This window comes from Paraburkholderia xenovorans LB400 (assembly GCF_000013645.1).
GTDB lineage: Bacteria > Pseudomonadota > Gammaproteobacteria > Burkholderiales > Burkholderiaceae > Paraburkholderia > Paraburkholderia xenovorans.
In genome coordinates, this window is sequence record NC_007951.1 from 3,435,990 (window position 1) to 3,455,119 (window position 19,130).

The 19,130-nt window shown below is 63.1% G+C and carries 11 protein-coding genes; 4 read left to right on the top strand and 7 right to left on the bottom strand.

Annotated elements, in window-relative coordinates; translation table 11 throughout:
• Positions 1 to 265: 265 nt before the first annotated feature.
• Positions 266 to 1,528: an MFS transporter gene (locus BXE_RS15270; protein WP_011489176.1), complete on the top strand. Its 1,263-nt coding sequence runs from the start codon at positions 266 to 268 to the stop codon at positions 1,526 to 1,528.
• A gap of 268 nt (positions 1,529 to 1,796) precedes the next feature.
• A complete protein-coding gene (locus tag BXE_RS15275; RefSeq protein WP_011489177.1) occupies positions 1,797 to 3,707 on the top strand; it encodes a propionate--CoA ligase in 1,911 nt (636 codons plus the stop codon).
• Between the two features lie 154 nt (positions 3,708 to 3,861).
• Here BXE_RS15275 and BXE_RS15280 read toward each other — a convergent pair whose 3' ends face one another.
• The 3 genes from BXE_RS15280 to BXE_RS15290 form a co-directional block, all read right to left on the bottom strand.
• Positions 3,862 to 4,665: a 5'-methylthioadenosine/adenosylhomocysteine nucleosidase gene (locus tag BXE_RS15280; RefSeq protein ID WP_237712040.1), complete on the bottom strand. Its 804-nt coding sequence runs from the start codon at positions 4,663 to 4,665 to the stop codon at positions 3,862 to 3,864.
• A gap of 134 nt (positions 4,666 to 4,799) precedes the next feature.
• A complete protein-coding gene (locus tag BXE_RS15285) occupies positions 4,800 to 7,151 on the bottom strand; it encodes a UvrD-helicase domain-containing protein (protein WP_011489179.1) in 2,352 nt (783 codons plus the stop codon).
• Between the two features lie 369 nt (positions 7,152 to 7,520).
• Entirely contained in the window at positions 7,521 to 11,375 is a 3,855-nt protein-coding gene (locus tag BXE_RS15290; RefSeq protein ID WP_011489180.1) for a helix-turn-helix domain-containing protein, read from the bottom strand.
• A 263-nt stretch (positions 11,376 to 11,638) separates the two neighbouring features.
• Here BXE_RS15290 and BXE_RS15295 point away from each other — a divergent pair, with 263 nt between their 5' ends.
• Positions 11,639 to 14,518 carry a valine--tRNA ligase gene (locus tag BXE_RS15295; RefSeq protein ID WP_011489181.1) on the top strand — a complete coding sequence of 960 codons (2,880 nt, stop codon included), beginning with the start codon at positions 11,639 to 11,641 and terminating at the stop codon, positions 14,516 to 14,518.
• 73 nt (positions 14,519 to 14,591) lie between these two features.
• Positions 14,592 to 15,473, top strand: coding sequence for a UTP--glucose-1-phosphate uridylyltransferase GalU (gene galU / locus BXE_RS15300; protein WP_011489182.1), 882 nt, complete (start codon positions 14,592 to 14,594; stop codon positions 15,471 to 15,473).
• A gap of 142 nt (positions 15,474 to 15,615) precedes the next feature.
• Here galU and BXE_RS15305 read toward each other — a convergent pair whose 3' ends face one another.
• The 4 genes from BXE_RS15305 to BXE_RS15320 form a co-directional block, all read right to left on the bottom strand.
• On the bottom strand, positions 15,616 to 15,843 hold the full coding sequence (locus BXE_RS15305) for a sulfurtransferase TusA family protein (protein WP_038458668.1): 228 nt from the start codon (positions 15,841 to 15,843) through the stop codon (positions 15,616 to 15,618).
• Positions 15,844 to 15,950: 107 nt separating this feature from the next.
• Positions 15,951 to 16,994, bottom strand: coding sequence for a Gfo/Idh/MocA family oxidoreductase (locus BXE_RS15310; protein ID WP_011489184.1), 1,044 nt, complete (start codon positions 16,992 to 16,994; stop codon positions 15,951 to 15,953).
• Positions 16,994 to 18,022, bottom strand: coding sequence for an inositol 2-dehydrogenase (gene iolG / locus BXE_RS15315; protein ID WP_011489185.1), 1,029 nt, complete (start codon positions 18,020 to 18,022; stop codon positions 16,994 to 16,996). Before iolG ends, BXE_RS15310 begins: the two co-directional genes overlap by 1 nt.
• Entirely contained in the window at positions 18,015 to 18,896 is an 882-nt protein-coding gene (locus tag BXE_RS15320; RefSeq protein ID WP_038457609.1) for a MurR/RpiR family transcriptional regulator, read from the bottom strand. Before BXE_RS15320 ends, iolG begins: the two co-directional genes overlap by 8 nt.
• Positions 18,897 to 19,130: the final 234 nt, after the last annotated feature.

Sequence of the window (19,130 nt, forward strand, 5' to 3'; positions counted from 1 at the left end):
GGACGTGGTCGCGGCATTACACCTCCTGGTCGCACCGCCGAGGTGCGCGCGGCTCCCGGTTTCGGCGCACGAATTCTGTCCCTCCTGAGCATCGCGTGTCCGATTCGCGACAAAACTTGTCCTTACAATTCGCTCAGGCCACATTAAACTTCGACGAATAACTGACGAACGCCAGATGTCGCGTCGAAATGCCGCAACGCTCAAAACGTGTGCTTTGGCAGCACAGGCGGCTTCAGATCACTCTTTCTCCTCTCTCATCTACCGTATGGAAACGAGCCTCGATAAAAGCGCCCTCGCCGGCGCGCCGGCCGGAACCGCTGCCACTGCTGCCACTGCCGCGCAGCCGGCGGCCAAAGTCCAGCGCACGGTCTACTCCGTGCTCGGCGCGATCAGCTTTTCGCATTTGCTCAACGACATGATCCAGTCGTTGATCCTCGCGATCTACCCGATGCTGAAAAACAACTTCTCGTTGTCGTTCGGAGAGATCGGGCTGATTACGCTGACCTATCAGATCACCGCGTCGCTGTTGCAACCGCTCGTCGGCATTTATACGGACAAGCATCCGAAACCGTATTCGCTGCCCGTCGGCATGGGCTTCACGCTCGCCGGCCTGCTGCTGATGTCGGTCGCGCCCAATTTCGGCGTGCTGCTGGTGGCGGCGGCGCTGGTGGGCTGCGGCTCGTCGGTGTTCCACCCGGAATCGTCGCGGGTGGCGCGCATGGCCTCGGGCGGCCGTCATGGACTCGCGCAGTCGCTGTTCCAGGTGGGCGGCAACGCGGGTTCGTCGCTCGGACCGCTGCTCGCCGCGTTGATCGTGATTCCGCACGGCCAGCGCAGCATTGCGTGGTTCTCGGTGGCGGCGCTCGTCGCGATGGTCGTGCTGACGCAGATCGGCCGCTGGTACAAGCGGCATCCGTCGGTGAAGAAGGCGCGCAGCGCGGCCGGCCATGCCACGCTCTCGCGCAACAAGGTCATGTTCGCGATGGGCGTGCTGATCCTGCTGGTGTTCTCGAAGTACTTCTATCTCGCCAGCATCAACAGCTACTTCACCTTCTATCTGATCGACAAATTCCATCTGCCGGTGCAGGCCGCGCAGGTCCATCTGTTCGTGTTCCTCGCGGCGGTGGCGGCGGGCACGGTGATCGGCGGACCGATCGGCGACCGGATCGGCCGCAAGTATGTGATCTGGGTGTCGATTCTTGGCGTGGCGCCCTTCACGCTGCTGCTGCCCTACGCCAATCTGTTCTGGACCGGCGTGCTGACGGTGATCATCGGCGTGGTGCTGGCGTCGGCCTTTTCGGCGATCCTCGTGTATGCGCAGGAGCTGATCCCCGGCAAGGTGGGCATGGTCGCGGGCCTGTTCTTCGGCTTCGCGTTCGGCATGGGCGGGATCGGCGCGGCCGTGCTGGGACAACTGGCCGATGCCACGAGCATCACGTATGTCTACAAGGTCTGTTCGTTCCTGCCGCTGATCGGCGTGCTGACGGTGTTCCTGCCGGACGTGGAAGGCAAGCGCGCAAAGGCTTGATGTCGGTCCGACCTCGGGTCTGATGAAAAAAGGCGCTTCGGCGCTTTTTTTTGTCTTTGTCCTGGGGCGAACTCAGGGACTGCGCCGTGTCGGCGACGCGGCCCATTGCCACGCCCGACAGTACGTCGCGCCGCTCATGGTGAACCCGCGTTGTCCGCCGAGCCGCGCGTGCTCTATGCTTGTGCGGATACCCGCCTTGTTCTCGCGCCGCGCCGCACGGCCGCACGACCCGACAACCGTTCTCCACCGCAGCAGAGGATCGCCGCAGATGACCCGCTACCGCGACTTCCACCGCCGTTCGATCGAGCACCCCGAGGCATTCTGGCGCGACGAGGCACGGCGCATCCATTGGCAGACGCCGTTCGACACCGTGCTCGACCGTTCGAATCCGCCGTTCGCGCGCTGGTTCGTCGGCGGCCGCACGAATCTGTGCCATAACGCGGTGGACCGCCATCTGGCCGAGCGCGCGCAGCAGAACGCGCTGGTGTACGTATCGACGGAAACCGGCATCGAACGCCGCTACACGTACGCCGAGCTGCACGCGGAGATCAACCGGATGGCCGCGGTCATGCGCTCGCTCGGCGTGAAGCGTGGCGACGTCGTCCTGCTCTATCTGCCGATGATCCCCGAGGCCCTGTTCGCGATGCTCGCCTGCGCACGGCTCGGCGCGATTCATTCGGTGGTGTTCGGCGGCTTCGCGGCGCCCAACCTCGCGGCCCGCATCGACGACGCGAAGCCCGTGCTGATCGTCACCGCCGACGCCGGCGCGCGCGGCGGCAAGGTGATCGACTACACGCCGCTGGTGGACGAAGCGCTCGCCCGCGCGACCCACAAGACGCCGCGCGTCCTGCTGATCGACCGGCAGCTCGCGCCCGAGCGCCTCAACGCGAGCTATCTGGTCGCCTACGAACCGCTGCGCGAACAGTTCTTCGACGCCCATGTGCCGTGCGAGTGGCTCGAATCCAACGAGCCTTCCTATGTGCTGTACACGTCGGGCACGACCGGCAAGCCGAAGGGCGTGCAGCGCGACGTCGGCGGCTACGCGGTCGCGCTGGCGGCCTCGATGGAACATATCTTCCAGGGCAAGCCGGGCGACGTCATGTTCACCGCCTCGGACGTGGGCTGGGTGGTCGGCCATAGCTACATCGTCTACGCGCCGCTGCTCGCCGGCCTCACCACGGTGATGTACGAAGGCACGCCGATCCGCCCCGATGGCGGCATCTGGTGGCGCCTCGTCGAGCATCACGGGATCAATCTGATGTTCACCGCGCCGACCGCGTTGCGCGTGCTGAAAAAGCAGGACCCGGCGTTCCTGAAGCAAGCCGATCTGTCGAGCCTGCGCACGCTGTTCCTCGCCGGCGAGCCGCTCGACGAACCGACCGCCGCATGGATCACCGACGCGCTCGGCAAGCCGGTGATCGACAACTACTGGCAGACCGAAACCGGCTGGCCGATGCTCGCCATTCCGCGCGGCGTCGAGGCGCTGCCCACCAGGCTGGGCTCGCCGGGCGTGCCGTCGGCCGGCTTCAATCTGACCTTGCGCAACGAATTGACCGGCGAGCCTTGCCCGCCCGGCGAAAAAGGCGTGCTCACACTGGGCTATCCGCTGCCGCCGGGCTGCATGTCGACGGTATGGGGCGACGACCGGCGCTTCGTCAGCACGTACTGGTCGAGCATTCCGAACCAGCAGGTCTATTCGACCTTCGACTGGGGCGTGCAGGACGAAGACGGCTACGTGACGATCCTCGGCCGTACCGACGACGTGATCAACGTCGCCGGCCACCGGCTCGGCACGCGCGAGATCGAGGAGGCGTTGTCGAGCCACGCGGCCGTCGCGGAAGTCGCGGTGGTCGGCGTGACGGATGCGTTAAAGGGTCAGGCGGCGATGGCCTTCGTGGTGCTGCGCGATGCGCAGGCGCATGCGCATGCGGACGCCACCCGGCGCGGCAAACTGGAGGCGGAACTCATGGCGACGGTGGACCGGCAGCTCGGCGCGATTGCGCGGCCGGCGCGCGTCGTCGTGGTGTCGATGCTGCCGAAGACGCGCTCCGGCAAGCTGCTGCGCCGCGCGATCGCGGCGCTCGCGGAAGGCCGCGATCCGGGCGATCTGCCGACCATCGAAGATCCGGCGGCATTGCAGCAGGTGAGCGACGCGCTGGGCGACGCCGGAGACAGGTAGCGGCACAGGCGAGGCGGGGCGACGCGCGTGCCGCTGTTGTTTGCAGGCACCAACAAGCAGCGCGCGCGGGCGACGCGGGTCGAAGCACGCGCCTTTGTTGCAGACACCGACCGCCGGCAATAACGCACCGGCAATACGCGTTCGACGCCGGCCGTCAAACCCGCGAGCCGCGCGCCTGCAGAAACCGCGTCAGGATCGCGTTCGAATACGTGCCGGCGATCTCCGTGAGAAACGACACGAAAGATGCCGGCGCGTGATCGTCCGCCGTATCCGAGATAGTCCGCACGACCGCGCACGGCACGCCGTATTCGTGACACACCTGCGCGATCGCCGCGCCTTCCATTTCCACGGCGAGCGCGTTCGGCAACGCATCGCGCAAAGCGCGCACACCCTCGGCGCTGGCCACGAACTGATCGCCGCTGATAATCAACCCGCGATGCACGCGCGGCTCGCGCGTGCCAAAGCGCGCCGCCGAGGCCGCGCCTTCTTCGGCGACGAAACGCTCGCAGGCCGCCGCCAACTGCCCGGCCAAGGCCGCATCGGCGCTGAAATGCGAGACGCCCAGCAACGGCACTTCGAAACGCGGAAACAGCGGCGACGCGTCGAGATCGTGCTGCAGCAGCGCGTCGGCGACGACGATATCGCCCACCCGCACCTCGGCGCCGACGCCACCGGCCACACCCGTAAACACGATCGCTTCCACGTCGAAAGCATGGATCAGCGCGCTGACCGTGGCCGCCGCCGCGACCTTGCCGACGCGCGCCAGCGTGACGACGCACGGCGCCCCGTGAACGGTGCCCAGGTGATAGTCGCGTTGACCGTGGGTGATCGTGCGCACGCCGGCCTCGGCGCGCATCGCTTCGAGCAGATCGCCGAGTTCTTGCGGCAAAGCCGCGAGAATCCCGAGCGGCCGATGCGAAACCGGCGCGCCGCCGCGGTCCGCATCGACAGCGGACATGGGCGCGGACATCATGCCTGCGTCAGCCGCCCCCGCTCCGGCCACTCGTGTGCCGGCCGCGCCTGCGTCAGCCGCCGCTGCGTCAGCCGCCCCTCCCCCGGGCGCGCCAATCTGCATGGCTACCCCCGCCGCGCTCATTCCACCGCCTGCAGTTTGGCGACCGCGAGCGCCAGCCACTTCTCGCCGTGCCGCTTGAATTTGACCTGCGCCTTTGCGTCGGTGCCGCCGCCTTCGAGCGCGGTGATCGTGCCTTCGCCGAATTTGGTGTGGAACACCTGCTGGCCCACGCGGAAACCCGTTTCCGCTGCACGCTGTTCGTTCGCGAACGCTGGCAGCGGCGCGGGCGTCGACGACGCGGCGCCCGTGTAACCCGGCCGCGCGAACCAGTCGCGCCCATAACCCGCGTTGTCCGAACGGCCACCCCAGCGCGCGCCCGGCTCGATCTTCGGCGTGAGCCACTTGAGCGTTTCCTGCGGCAGTTCGTCGAAGAAACGCGAGCGGATGTTGTAACGCGTCTGGCCGTGCAGCATGCGGCTCTGGGCGAACGACAGATACAGCCGCTCCTTGGCCCGCGTGATCGCCACGTACATCAGGCGGCGCTCTTCTTCCAGACCGTCCGATTCCATCGCGCTGTTCTCGTGCGGGAACAGCCCTTCTTCGAGACCGGTGATGAACACCGCCGTGAACTCAAGGCCCTTGGCCGCGTGCACCGTCATCAGTTGCACGGCTTCCTGGCCCGCTTGCGCCTGGTTGTCGCCCGCCTCCAGCGACGCGTGCGACAGGAAGCCGGCGAGCGGTGTCATCGTGTCCGGGTTTTGCGCCGGATCGGCGATGCCGGGCGCGTCGAACACGATGGTATTCGGATCGTCGGTGGCGACCGCCAGTTCGGGCGCGGCGGTCGCACCCGGACGCAGCGGAATGGAGCGCGCCGGCGTGTCCATGCCGTAGCCCTCTTCGCTGACGAACGCCGCGGCCGCGTTGACCAGTTCCTGCAAGTTCTCCAGGCGGTCCTGGCCTTCGCGTTCGTTCTGATAGAACTCCGACAGACCACTTGCGCGCACCACGTATTCGACGGTTTCCGGCAGGCTCATCTGCTGCGTTTCGGCGCGCATCTTGCCGATCAGGTTCGCGAAGCCCGCGAGGCTCGACCCCGCCTTGCCCGCCACGTACGGAATCGCCGCGGCCATCGAGCAGTTGTACTGACGCGCCGCGTCCGCGAGTTGCTCGATCGAGCGAGCGCCGATGCCGCGCGTCGGGAAATTGACGACGCGCGCGAACGCGGTGTCGTCGTTCGGATTGTCGATCAGGCGCAGATAGGCGAGCGCGTGCTTGACTTCCTGACGCTCGAAAAAGCGCAAGCCGCCGTACACGCGGTACGCGATACCCGCATTGACCAGCGTGTGTTCGATCGTGCGCGACTGCGCGTTGCTGCGATAAAGAATCGCGATTTCGCTGCGCGACGTGCCGGTGCTGATCAGCGCCTTGATTTCCTCGACGATCCAGCCGGCTTCCTGCGAGTCGGTGGCGGATTCATACACGCGCACCGGTTCGCCGTGACCCGCGTCGGTACGCAGATTCTTGCCCAGACGCCGCGAGTTGTTGGCGATCAGCTGATTGGCGGCGTCGAGAATATGGCCGTGCGAGCGGTAGTTCTGTTCGAGCTTGATCAGGTGGCGAACGTTGAACTCGTGTTCGAAGTCGCGCATGTTGCCGACGTTCGCGCCGCGAAACGCGTAGATCGACTGGTCGTCGTCGCCGACCGCGAAGATCGAGTTGGCCTCGCCCGCCAGCAGCTTGAGCCACGCATATTGCAGCTTGTTGGTGTCCTGGAACTCGTCGACCAGAATGTGCCTGAAGCGCGCCTGGTAGTGCGCGCGCAGCGGCGGATTGTGCGCGAGCAGCTCGTAGCAGCGCAGCAGCAGTTCCGGAAAGTCGACCACGCCTTCGCGCTGGCATTGCTGGTCGTAGGCTTCGTAGAGTTCGACGAATTTGCGGTTGAAGTTGTCCGTGGCGTCGACGTCTTTCGGCCGCAGGCCTTGTTCTTTCGCGTTGTTGATGAAGTACTGGAGATTTTTCGCCGGGTACTTTTCGTCGTCGATATTGAGGCCCTTCATCAGACGCTTGATCGCGGAAAGCTGGTCCGCGGTGTCGAGAATCTGGAAGGTGGCCGGCAGGCCCGCGTCGCGGTGATGCGCGCGCAGCATGCGGTTGCACAGACCGTGGAAGGTGCCGATCCACATGCCGCGCGTGTCGATCGGCAGGAGCGCCGAGAGGCGCGACATCATTTCGCGGGCGGCCTTGTTGGTGAAAGTCACCGCCAGAATCGTGGCGGGCGAGGCCAGCCCATGCTGGATCAGCCAGGCAATACGCGTGATCAGAACGCGGGTCTTGCCGCTGCCCGCGCCGGCGAGAATGAGCGCCGGCTCGTTGGGGAGCGTGACGGCGGCGTGTTGTTCGGGGTTGAGATTGGCTAGCAGGTCGGGCATTTGTCTGGAGGGGCGGCAGGTCGTCCGACATTATATGCCCCTGGGAGGAATGGCTTTTTTGTCGTCGCGGCGCTGTTGAACGTGCGGGTTCGGGTGTGCCGCTTCGGTGCTTGAACTGGTGGCTGGCTGGCATGCGCCCGGACGGACGGCGGTGCGCTCGCTTCTGAGGAATGCCCGCGCCCGGCACGTCGCCTCTGTCGCAGGCCCGCCATGCTCGTAGCCTCCGCGGCCAGCCACTGTCTGCGCGGCACGGCGGGTATGCCAGACCCTGAACAACGGATTTTTGACACGCCCCGCCTTCGCCGCAATGGGGATGCGCTAGACATATGACAAGCATGGCAAGCGCTTCCCCATTTGATGCCGGGATACTCAGGGATTCGAATTCAGTACTTTTTGAACCTCCTCCACTGGCGCGTCAATCAATCCGGCAATGAATGACGCGCTCAAGCCGCTCGTCTGCGCCAGCTTTCGAATTTCAGCCTGATCCGCGTCGCTGAACGCAGTCGTTCCCCGCTGAGGCAGTCCCGCAAAGGGGGCGTCGATCACTTCGTCCTGCGGCGCCACGAGGGGCAGGTCTCTCTCGTACAAACGCTCGATGGCTGCGTAAGGCTGGTTGAGTTGCGCAGCAGCGTCCTTGAGATTATGGCCTTCGTTCATTGCACGAACCGCCTCAATTTCCTGCTGTCGCCCAAGCGGAGGAATCCACTCGTAATGGTCGATACGGCCCGGCGATATGGCAGAGGACGTACCCGGTTGCGGAGACCATGAGGGCGATATAAAACCGCCCGCATATTGCTGCTCGACGAGCGCTATCGTACTTTCGGGCAAGTCAGTCGCCCGGGCGAGGTCGCCAGTCGTCAAGCTGTAATCCGCGTTGCTGAGTGCCCGTGCAATATCGTCAAGTTGCTGCGGCGCCACGGAATTCATGGTTTGCGTCTGGAATTCCTTGGCAAGGCTACGGGCCTTCCACGGAGAGATACCAAGTTTCGTGGCAACCTCCTCTTTGTCATAGCCTTTTTTGAACATGTCCATCGCCGCATTCCAGTCTTTCGAGGTGAAAGAAAGGTCGTGTGTGCTCTCGGGTATGCCTTGGGTCAGACGCCTGACATAATCCGGATGCATGTCCAGGGACTCTGCAACCTCTTCCGGCGATTTTCCTTGTGCGAGAAGCTCGCTCGCCAACGAATCCCTTGCCACCCGGTGCTCATTGGCAACCCCACGTACTGTTTCAAGTGGAAGATCCAGATCCCTGGCAACTTCCCTGGAGGTTTTGCCTCCGTCCAGTTGCTCAATGACAGCCACCCGCTTTTCCGCTGTCGTATTCCACCACAACCTTTTGTAAGTATTGGCGTTGTAATTCGCAAGAATGTCTTCGACCCTGGTCCTCGAAACCTTGACCGCATTGGCAATATGGGAGGCGGATTTCCCCTGGTCTCTCAGTGCGAATATCTGATCTATCTGCTCTGGCGTACCGCCCTTCGGGATCGAACGAACCATGCCTGTGCGCCTGGCAATCCGTTGCACATACGAGAGAGACATTCCGGTTTCCGCGGCTATTTCCCGGGGGGGCCTTCCTTCCTCAAGCCTCTCTACGACCTTCCCGCGGTCTGTCAGTGAGACTTTCATATTGCGCAGAGAGGTAGCGGCGGTAGGCGGAATCTTCTGTTTCGCCGCAATGCTGTTGACTGTGGAATACGACATTCCCATCTGACGCGCTATTTGTCGTTGTGACAAGTCGCCTTTCTCTAACAGATGAATGACTTTGAGTCGAATTTCCGGCTTGAGTGCCAGGGGAGAAGGCGCATCGGCAGGTAAGCTGATGCCGCCAGCCTGGGCAATCCTGCCTACGGTCGCTCTCGAGATTCCCAATTGTCTGGCTATCTCAGCCCGTGACAACTGTCCGTCTGTCAGCAGCTTGAGGGTATCCCGTCGCATTTCATCCGTGACTCCTGGTCTACCGGGCCGCAGCCCGGCGAGGTTCTCTTGACTCGCAACTGTTGCTACCTTCGTTTCAGATATTCCCAGCCTCCTTGCTATCTCGCGGCGCGACAATTCCCCTTCCCTCAACAGTCTGACGACTTCCTGCCGGACTTCGTCGCGAATTCTTGGCGCGCCGCCCCTTAGCCCCACCTCGCTATCAAGCTCCCACTTCTGCGATGCCTCATTCAGGCGGACGGGGTATTGCGGTTTCAAATCAGCCCCTTTGTTAAACACCCGCCAACTGTCTGTGTCCCGGTCAAAACGGGCGTGATAAGCCTTTCCGCCAAGTTCGATATACCGGTCACCTTTGGCATCCACCAGGATGCCTCGGGTCGGCCCCGGGCGGAGATCTTTCAGCGAAACGCCAGGGTCGGCATAGCTCGCCATCGACCCATAGGGGCTGTCCCCAACGCTCTGGTGCGCAACCAGACTGGTCGGATCCACCGCGGGGCCGGCCTCGGCAACGGTCTGCTCGCGCAGCGCCTGTTCCGCTGCCTGCGCGTCGCGGCTCAAGGTCCGTTCTGCCTGCAGCCCCTCGATCAGGCCTTTACCCGCTGCCTGAACCAGACCTTTGCCGGCAGTGGCGCCGCCCTCTCCAGCCAGGTTGGCCGCCTCGGCATCCCGTGCTGCCGCAGAGACCGCTTTGCCTGCAAGACCGATTTCTCTGGCAATACCCCAGCCTTCCCCACCCAGCATGCCGAGGAGGGCCGAACCATAATCGAGCCCCATGCGGACGTTCTCCGGCAAGGTGGAGGGTTGCAGATCCGCCAGCGGGGCTAAAGGCGTCAGACCGAGAAGCACACGCTCGACGCCTTCCAGTACTTGCCCGGCCGTCCTTTCCGCGCGCGCCGCAGGGGTGATTGAATAGTCTTTGTAAGTGACGTCCTGGAGGACGGCGTTGTACCGGTCGCTGAGATCGCGCACGTAGTCGGCGCTCACCGGCGGCAGGTTGCCGAGAATGTCCGTATATTTTTTGGCCGCGCCCACTGAATGCGCATTGAGTGGGCCGCTGACCTGATCATGCCAGGTATCCAGCTTGTCCCGCAATTGCGGCGAGTCGTGCATGCGCTGCGTAAAAGCCAGAACGACTCTATCTTTCAACTCGTCCTGGCCGGGGTTGATCTGAAAAAGTTGACGGCCAATCAGTTCGTAGCGCTTTGCGGGATCTGTCTGCAGTTGTGCTTCGTGCAGGATGCGGTCCACTTCGCCGTTGGCCTCTTTCCAATGCGCCTGTTCCACGCGCTGGCGTTTGCCGACTTCCACTGAGATTCGCCCCTGCAGTCTGCTTTTGAGGTCGCTGGCTTCGGCGAACAGGTCCTCCCGTTCGCCGGCGTCCTCTGCCTGGAGAAATTCTTCGCGTAATTTCTCCAGGCTGCCGACACGCTCCCGGTCCTCCTTATTCAGATAAGCTTCGCCCACGGGCGGGTTGAACTGCCCCAGCACCCGCTCGACAGGATCGTTGCGAACGCGGTTGGCCTCTTCACGAACGGCGCTCTCCAGCCCGGCCAACTTCTCGTCGATCGCGTAGCGTTTGTCGTTGCCGGTTTCAAGCTGGTAGGCCGCGCCCAACGTCGCAAGAACCCCGCCGTAGAACTGACGTTCGCTATCCGGCAACTCGGCGAGCATCCCTTGCAGACGCGTTTGTTTTTCCTGGAACTGGATGACCTGAGGCGGGTATCCGGTCATTTCCTGCTGGACGCCCGCTTCGATTTGCTGCGCAATCCGGGAGTTGGCCTCGCTGCTGCGGTGAGCGTAGCCATCCACCGTGTCGTACTGCCGGTTGAGCTCCTTGAATTCTTCCGTGCTGGCGCCGGGCAGCACGCCCGTGGGTTGCGTGGTCCGCTGTACATTGGCGGCCCCGGCGGAAAGCATCCTGCTCGAGCCGTCGAGTCCCTTGCTTGCCGTGGCACGGACACGCGCGCGTTCGGCCCTCGCCGAAACGGATTCATTCGATAAAACATCCGCGGCACCGGCTCTCGGAGTCGCCTGCCCCGATCGTGCGATATGCGCCGGCAGCGCCTCGCCGGATGTATGGCGCGAGCTTAGAGCGGCCAATGTGGGACGTGTTACCCGACGCCCGGATGCATCGTTCTTTCGCGGCGTTGCCTGTGGCGCTACCGGCGACGCGATAGCGGGATCCTGCAACGCATTGTCTACTGGCCTGGGTTTATCGGTGTCTTTGCTGGTTTGATCAAAATCGTCCCGGACCGGACTGGTCGAACCGCTCGCTGGGGATATCGTCATTTTTCCATACTCCGCGTAAGGGAAAGAATGGCAGCAGGAATGAGGCGAGGCACGATGCCGCCAGACCCATTCCAGCACGGCCGGAGTCCGCAGATGCGGTACCCGGCTATATCGCCCTGACGGTCGCGCGCGCCCAATACACGACGGCAGAAGGCCGAAGCCGCCGGCGTGCCGGCGAGCGGCGTCTCCACAGCAAAAATCCCCGGCCGCGGAGCGCCGCTTATAATCAGGCATTCCTTGCATTCACCAGCCGAATCGACACAATGAGCGAGACCCCGAGCGACACCACCTCCACGCTTGCCAAAAGCTTCGAGCCCCAGACCATCGAAGCCCACTGGGGCCCCGAATGGGAAAAGCGCGCTTACGCGACGCCCGTCATCCAGGAAAACCGGAAAGACTTCTCCATCCAGCTGCCGCCGCCGAACGTCACGGGCACCCTCCACATGGGCCACGCGTTCAACCAGACGATCATGGACGGCCTCACCCGCTACCACCGCATGCTCGGCGAAAACACCCTGTGGGTGCCGGGCACGGACCACGCGGGTATCGCCACGCAGATCGTGGTCGAGCGGCAACTGGACGCGCAAGGCGTCTCGCGCCACGACCTCGGCCGCGAAAAGTTCGTCGAACGCGTGTGGGAATGGAAGCAGCAATCCGGCTCGACCATCACGAACCAGGTGCGGCGCCTCGGCGCCTCGATCGACTGGTCGCGCGAATACTTCACGATGGACGACAAGATGTCGGCCGCCGTGCGCGACGTGTTCGTCCGCCTGTATGAACAAGGCCTGATCTATCGCGGCAAGCGCCTCGTGAACTGGGACCCGGCGCTGCTCACCGCCGTCTCCGACCTCGAAGTGGTCAGCGAGGAAGAAAACGGCTCGCTCTGGCACATCCAGTACCCGCTCACGGACGGCTCGGGCCATCTGACGGTCGCCACCACGCGTCCGGAAACCATGCTCGGCGACACCGCCGTGATGGTCCACCCGGAAGACGGGCGCTACGCGCATCTGATCGGCAAGACAGTCACGCTGCCGCTGTCGGGCCGAGAAGTGCCGATCATCGCGGATGATTATGTAGACCGCGAATTCGGCACCGGCGTCGTCAAGGTCACGCCCGCGCACGATTTCAACGACTACCAGGTCGGCCTGCGCCACAAGCTGCCGCAAATCGAAATCCTCACGCTCGACGCGAAGATCAACGACAACGCGCCGGAGCAATACCGCGGCCTCGACCGCTTCGAAGCCCGCAAGCAGGTGGTGGCCGACCTCGAAGCGCTCGGCGTGCTCGAATCGGTCAAGCCGCACAAGCTGATGGTGCCGCGCGGCGACCGCACGGGCGTCGTGATCGAGCCGATGCTGACGGACCAATGGTTCGTCGCCATGAGCAAGCCGGCGCCGGAAGGCACCTTCAATCCGGGCAAATCGATCGCCGAAACGGCACTCGACGTGGTGCGCAGCGGCGAAATCAGGTTCGTGCCGGAAAACTGGACCACCACTTACTACCAGTGGCTCGAGAACATTCAGGACTGGTGCATCTCGCGCCAGCTCTGGTGGGGTCATCAGATCCCGGCGTGGTACGGCGAAAACGGCGAAATCTTCGTGGCGAAAACCGAAGAAGACGCGCGCGCCAAGGCCACGGCAGCCGGCTACACGGGCGCCCTCAAGCGCGACGAAGACGTGCTGGACACGTGGTTCTCGTCTGCTCTGGTGCCGTTCTCGTCGCTCGGCTGGCCGAATGAAACGCTGGAGCTCAAGCACTTCCTGCCTTCTTCGGTGCTGGTCACCGGCTTCGACATCATCTTCTTCTGGGTCGCGCGCATGGTCATGATGACCACGCACTTCACCGGCAAGGTGCCGTTCGACACGGTGTACGTGCACGGTCTCGTGCGCGACGCCGAAGGCCAGAAAATGTCGAAGAGCAAGGGCAATACGCTCGACCCGATCGATATCGTCGACGGCATCGACCTCGACGCGCTGGTCGCCAAGCGCACCACCGGCCTGATGAATCCGAAGCAGGCCGCGTCGATCGAAAAGAAGACCCGCAAGGAATTCCCCGACGGCATTCCGGCATTCGGCACCGACGCATTGCGCTTCACGATGGCCTCGATGGCCACGCTCGGACGCAACGTCAACTTCGATCTCGCGCGCTGCGAAGGCTACCGCAACTTCTGCAACAAGCTGTGGAATGCCACCCGTTTCGTGCTGATGAACTGCGAAGGCCACGATTGCGGCTTCGGCAAACCGGAACAATGCGGCGAATGCGGTCCGGACGGACACCTGCATTTTTCGCAGGCCGACTTCTGGATCGTCTCGCGTCTGCAGCGCGTGGAAGCGGAAATCGCCAGGGGCTTCGCCGACTATCGTTTTGACAATGTGGCCAACGCCCTATACAAGTTCGTATGGGACGAATACTGTGACTGGTATCTCGAACTCGCCAAGGTTCAGATCCAGACGGGTCAGCCGAACCAGCAGCGCGCAACACGCCGCACGCTGCTGCGCGTGCTCGAGACGGTGCTGCGTCTGGCGCATCCGGTGATCCCGTTCATCACCGAAGCGCTGTGGCAGAAAGTAGCGCCGTTGGCCGGGCGTTATCCCGAAGGCAAAGCCGAGGGCGAAGCGTCCATCATGGTGCAGCCGTACCCCGTTGCCGAACCGTCGAAGATCGATGAAGACGCGGAGCAATGGGCGGCCGACCTGAAAGCGGTGATCGATGCGTGCCGGAATCTGCGCGGCGAAATGAACCTGTCGCCGGCAGTCAAGGTGCCGTTGCTCGCTGCCGGCAACGCGGAGCGTCTGCGCACGTTTGCTCCGTACGCACAGGCATTGGCCCGTTTGTCCGAAGTGCAGATCATTGCCGACGAGGCAGCGCTGGATGCGCAGGCGGATGGCGCGCCAATTGCTATCGTAGGGAATGACAAGCTCGTGCTGAAGGTGGAAATCGACGTGGCAGTCGAGCGCGAGCGGTTGTCGAAGGAGATTGCGCGGTTGAGCACGGAAATCATCAAGTGCAACGGCAAATTGCAGAATGAAAGTTTCGTTGCAAAGGCGCCGCCGGCAGTCGTTGAGCAGGAGCAGAAAAGACTGGCTGAATTCGAAGCCACCCTGGGCAAGCTGAAGGCCCAGTTGGTGCGTTTGCCGGTCTGATCGACGCTCCGTGCCCGCCCCCTGAGAGGCGGGCAAGGACCGATAGCTAATCCAGAGGATTCAGGGTAATCACATGCTAAAAGTTACAAAGGCAGTTTTTCCGGTAGCAGGTCTTGGCACCCGGTTCCTCCCTGCCACGAAGGCGAGCCCGAAAGAGATGCTGCCGATCGTCGACAAGCCGCTGATCCAGTACGCGGTCGAAGAGGCAATGGCGGCCGGCATCACCGAAATGATCTTCGTCACGGGCCGCAGCAAGCGCGCGATCGAGGACCACTTCGACAAATCTTACGAAATCGAAGCCGAGTTGCAGGCGCGCGGCAAGGACAAGCTGCTGGAACTCGTGCGCAGCATCAAGCCGAGCCATGTGGACTGTTTCTACGTGCGTCAGCCGGAAGCGTTGGGCCTGGGCCACGCGGTGCTGTGCGCCGAAAAGCTGGTGGGCGACAACCCGTTTGCCGTGATTCTCGCGGACGACCTGCTGTACGGCACGCCGCCTGTCATGGCGCAGATGATCGAGGTGTTCGATCACTATCACAGCTCGGTGATCGGCGTCGAAGAGATCCCGGCGCAGGAAACCAAGTCGTACGGCATCGTCGACGGCAAGGAGTGGGAAGATTCGATCATCAAGATGTCGGGCATCGTCGAAAAGCCGGAGCCGAACGTGGCGCCGTCGAATCTTGGTGTGGTGGGCCGCTATGTGCTCAAGCCGCGCATCTTCGAACATCTGCGTGCGCTGAAGCCGGGCGCAGGCGGTGAATTGCAGCTGACGGACGCAATTCAATCGCTGCTCGCCGACGAACAGGTGCTGGCGTACAAGTATCACGGCACGCGTTTCGACTGCGGCAGCAAGCTGGGTTATCTGAAGGCGACGGTTGAATTCGCGCTGCGTCACCCGGAAGTGGCTGCGGATTTCGAAGAATATCTGCGCACGCGTTCGCCGGTACTGGAAGGCTGAACGGGGTTTTGACGCTCGCCTGCCGGTAGCGTCGAGCTGAAGTAGAAAGGCGCTGTGCCCTGCTTTCGCAGGCACAGCGCCTTTTTTTTGTTGCTCAAGGACGCGCGATTGCGCGACTGGAATGCGCGCCGGCGCACCGGATTCAGCGGCGTTTCATCAGGAAGGTGAAAACCTTGTCCTGGGCCGAGGCTTCGACGATTTCATTGCCGGTCTGCTTCGCGAACGCGGCGAAATCGCGCTGTGAACCGGGATCGGTGGCCAGCACCTTGAGAATCTGACCGCTTTCCATGTCGGCGAGCGCCTTCTTGGCGCGCAAAATAGGCAGCGGGCACATCAGCCCGCGCGCATCGACTTCCTTGTGAACCTGAATTTGCATCGACGATGACCTTCGGGGACGGGGCGTCGTTCGCGACGCCGGACGGAGACTTCGATTCTACCGCAGGCGAAGAACCCACGTGTCGGGCGTCGCGGGCACTGCTACACCATCACAGCCTGCCCGGTCAACAACGACTCCCTCAACGCCACCGCAATCCGCGTCGCCTCTAACGCATCAGCAAGCGAAGCCCCGGCCCGAGCGGCGGAAGACGCCACCCCATCCCGCACGGCCACCACAAATGCCCGCGCCTCGAACAGAAACGCGTCCTCGAAGCGATCGAAAAAATTCGCCGTGCATTCGTTCCGGATCCCGGTGGCATCGTAAATCTCGACGCGGTTCGCACGCGGATTATGGCCAATAGCCAGCGCCCCGGCCGTACCCATCACTTCGCTATGCGTATCATTGCCGTGCGCCTGCGTCCGCGACGCGTAAAACACGGCCAGCTTGCCATCTTCGAACTCGCAGATCGCCACGCCGTTATCGACATCGCCGAATTCACGCAGGCCTTCATGCATCACTGCCGCACCCGCTGCAAACACCCGTTTCGCGCGCGGCTTGCCGAGCAGCCAGCGCGCCACATCGATATCGTGCACGGTGCAATCGAGAAAGATGCCGCCCGAGGTCGCCGCAAAGCGCACAAAAAAACCGTCACGATCGTTCTGATCCGCAGTCTGCGAGCGCACGAGAAAAGGCCGCCCGATCTTCCCCGCTGCAATCCTGTCGAACGCGTCCTTGTAGCTCGGATCGAAGCGCCGCATGAACCCGATCGTGGCCTGCAGATGCGGATACCGCGCGGCCTCCGCCAGCACGCGCTCGCATTCCGCAAGATCCAGCGACAAGGGCTTCTCGCAGAACACATGCTTGCCCGCGCGCAACGCGTCGACGATCTGCTGCGCATGCAGCGAAGACGGCGTGACCAGCCAGACCGCGTCCACCTCGCGATCGGCGAGCAACGCCGCGTAGTCGTCGTACAGACGCGGCGCGGGCAATGCCTCACGCGCCCACTCGCGCTCCTCCTCCACCGGACTGCAAGCCGCCACGACCGACGCGCCCGGCACGCGATACGCCAGATTCTCCGCGTGCCGCTTGCCGAGACGGCCGAGCCCAACCACGCCCACCCGAAGCCGTGCCGCAGCCGTCGTCATCACGACGCTTCCCCGAGTTTGACCGCTCGCCCCTCGCGCCACGAGCGGCTCGCGGCTTCGGCGAGTTCGAGCGCTTTCAGACCGTCCGCCACGGTTGTGCGCACGGGCTTGCCATGCGTCACCGCATCGAAGAAATGCGCGATTTCATGTGCGTAGGCGGCCCGATAACGTTCGAGGAAAAACGCTTCGGGCACGTCGCTCGACACTTCGGTTTTCGAATAGGCCGTGACCTCCGTAGGCCGCACATTGCCCGCCTGCAGCATGCCGGTGCTGCCCAGCACTTCGAAGCGCTGGTCATAGCCGTACGCGGCGCGGCGCGCGGTATTGATCTGGCACAGGCGGCCGCGCTTCGTGCGGATCGTCACCGCGGTCGAATCGATATCGCCGGCCTCGGCGATCGCCGGGTCGCTCAGACAACTGCCGGTGGCATGCAGCGTGTCGGCTTCGTCGTCGAGAATCCAGCGGAAGATGTCGAAGTCGTGAATCAGCATGTCCTTGAAGATGCCGCCCGAATGCCGGATGTAGTCGACCGGCGGCGCACCCGGATCGCGGCTCGTCACCACCAGCATTTCCGGCGTGCCGATCTCGCCGGCGTCGAGACGCGCTTTGAGCGCCGAAAACGTGGGATCGAAACGCCGCTGAAAACCGATCATGCACACCACGCCCGCACGCCCGACCGCTTCCGCGCAAGCCTGCGCTCGCGCCAGCGTCAGATCGACCGGCTTCTCGCAGAACACGTGCTTCTTCTGCGCGGCGGATTGCACGATCAGATCCGCATGCGTGTCCGTGCTCGAACAGATCACGGTCGCACCGATCGAGGCATCGCCCATTGCGCCGTCGATATCCGCGACCTGCGCGCCGTGCTCGGCAGCGAGCGCCGCAGCAGCCTCGCGATTCACGTCGACCACATACTTGAGCCGCACGCCCGGCTGGCGCGCGAGATTCGCCGCATGAATCCTGCCGATGCGCCCCGCGCCGAATACCGCCACGTCGATCGTGTTTGTCGCCTGATTTGCCCCATCAGTCATCGTATCCTCCAGTGTCTTTGGATTCTTCAACATTCAATTCGAGCTTGTACGCCAGCGCGATGAACAACGCCTGGCACAAACAGATCGTGCTGGTCAGCGAGCGGAACGCGAACGCGCTGCCCTCTTTCACATACAGCTGCGTGGTCGCATAACGGGCGAGCGGCGATAGTTGGCTATCCGTAATAACCAGCGTCCTCGCCTGATGATGATGCGCAACCCGCAGGCAATACTGCGTTTCCTTTCCATAAGGCGCGAAGCTGATCGCAATCACGACATCACCCTTCTTCACGCTGCGGATCTGTTCGCGGTACATGCCGCCGAAACCGGACACCAGATGCACGCGCTTGGGCGTGTGCTGCAATGCATAGACGATATAGCTCGCCACCGGAAACGAGCGCCGCACGCCGATCACGTAGATGTTGTCGGCCTGCTGCAGCATCTTTACCGCGGCGTCGAACTGCTTGTCGTCGAGCCCTGCTTCGAGTTCTTCGAGACCGCCGCGCGAAGCCGCAATGAATTCGCGCGCCACCGAACCGCCCGACAGCGCGCCCGGCTTTTCGTCGATCAGCTTGCGAATGCGCTGCTGATAACTCGGCGACGAACTGCCCTGTCCGGTGTAAGCCTGACGAAATACCGCCTGCAGATCGGAGAAGCCGGAAAAGCCGAAGCGCTGCGCAAAACGCACCACGGCGGATGGATGCACGCCGCAGCTCGCGGCGATGTCGCTGGTGCGATCCACCATCACGCTGGAGCGGTGCTGTTCGATGTAGGTCGCGACATTCTTCAATTGACGCGGCAACGCATCGTAGTTTTCCGCGATGCGCTGCATCAATTCTTCGACGCTTGGCAATTCTTCTGTGCTCTCTTCCGCCATGACTCTCTCTCGGGTGCTTTATTGCAGTGCGTCAGCCTTTGTGGATGCTCGCCACACGCCGTCCTGACGCTGCCGATTATAGGCAGCAGACCCGCCAAATGGAACGTATTTTCCAATTTTATTTGTAATGAAATTTTCATTGCAACGCCTCGGAAGATGACCTAATCTTGGTCGTGAGCGATGGTGCTTCAGGTGGAAACACCCGGCTTGTATGCGGATAGAAAGCCGCCGGCC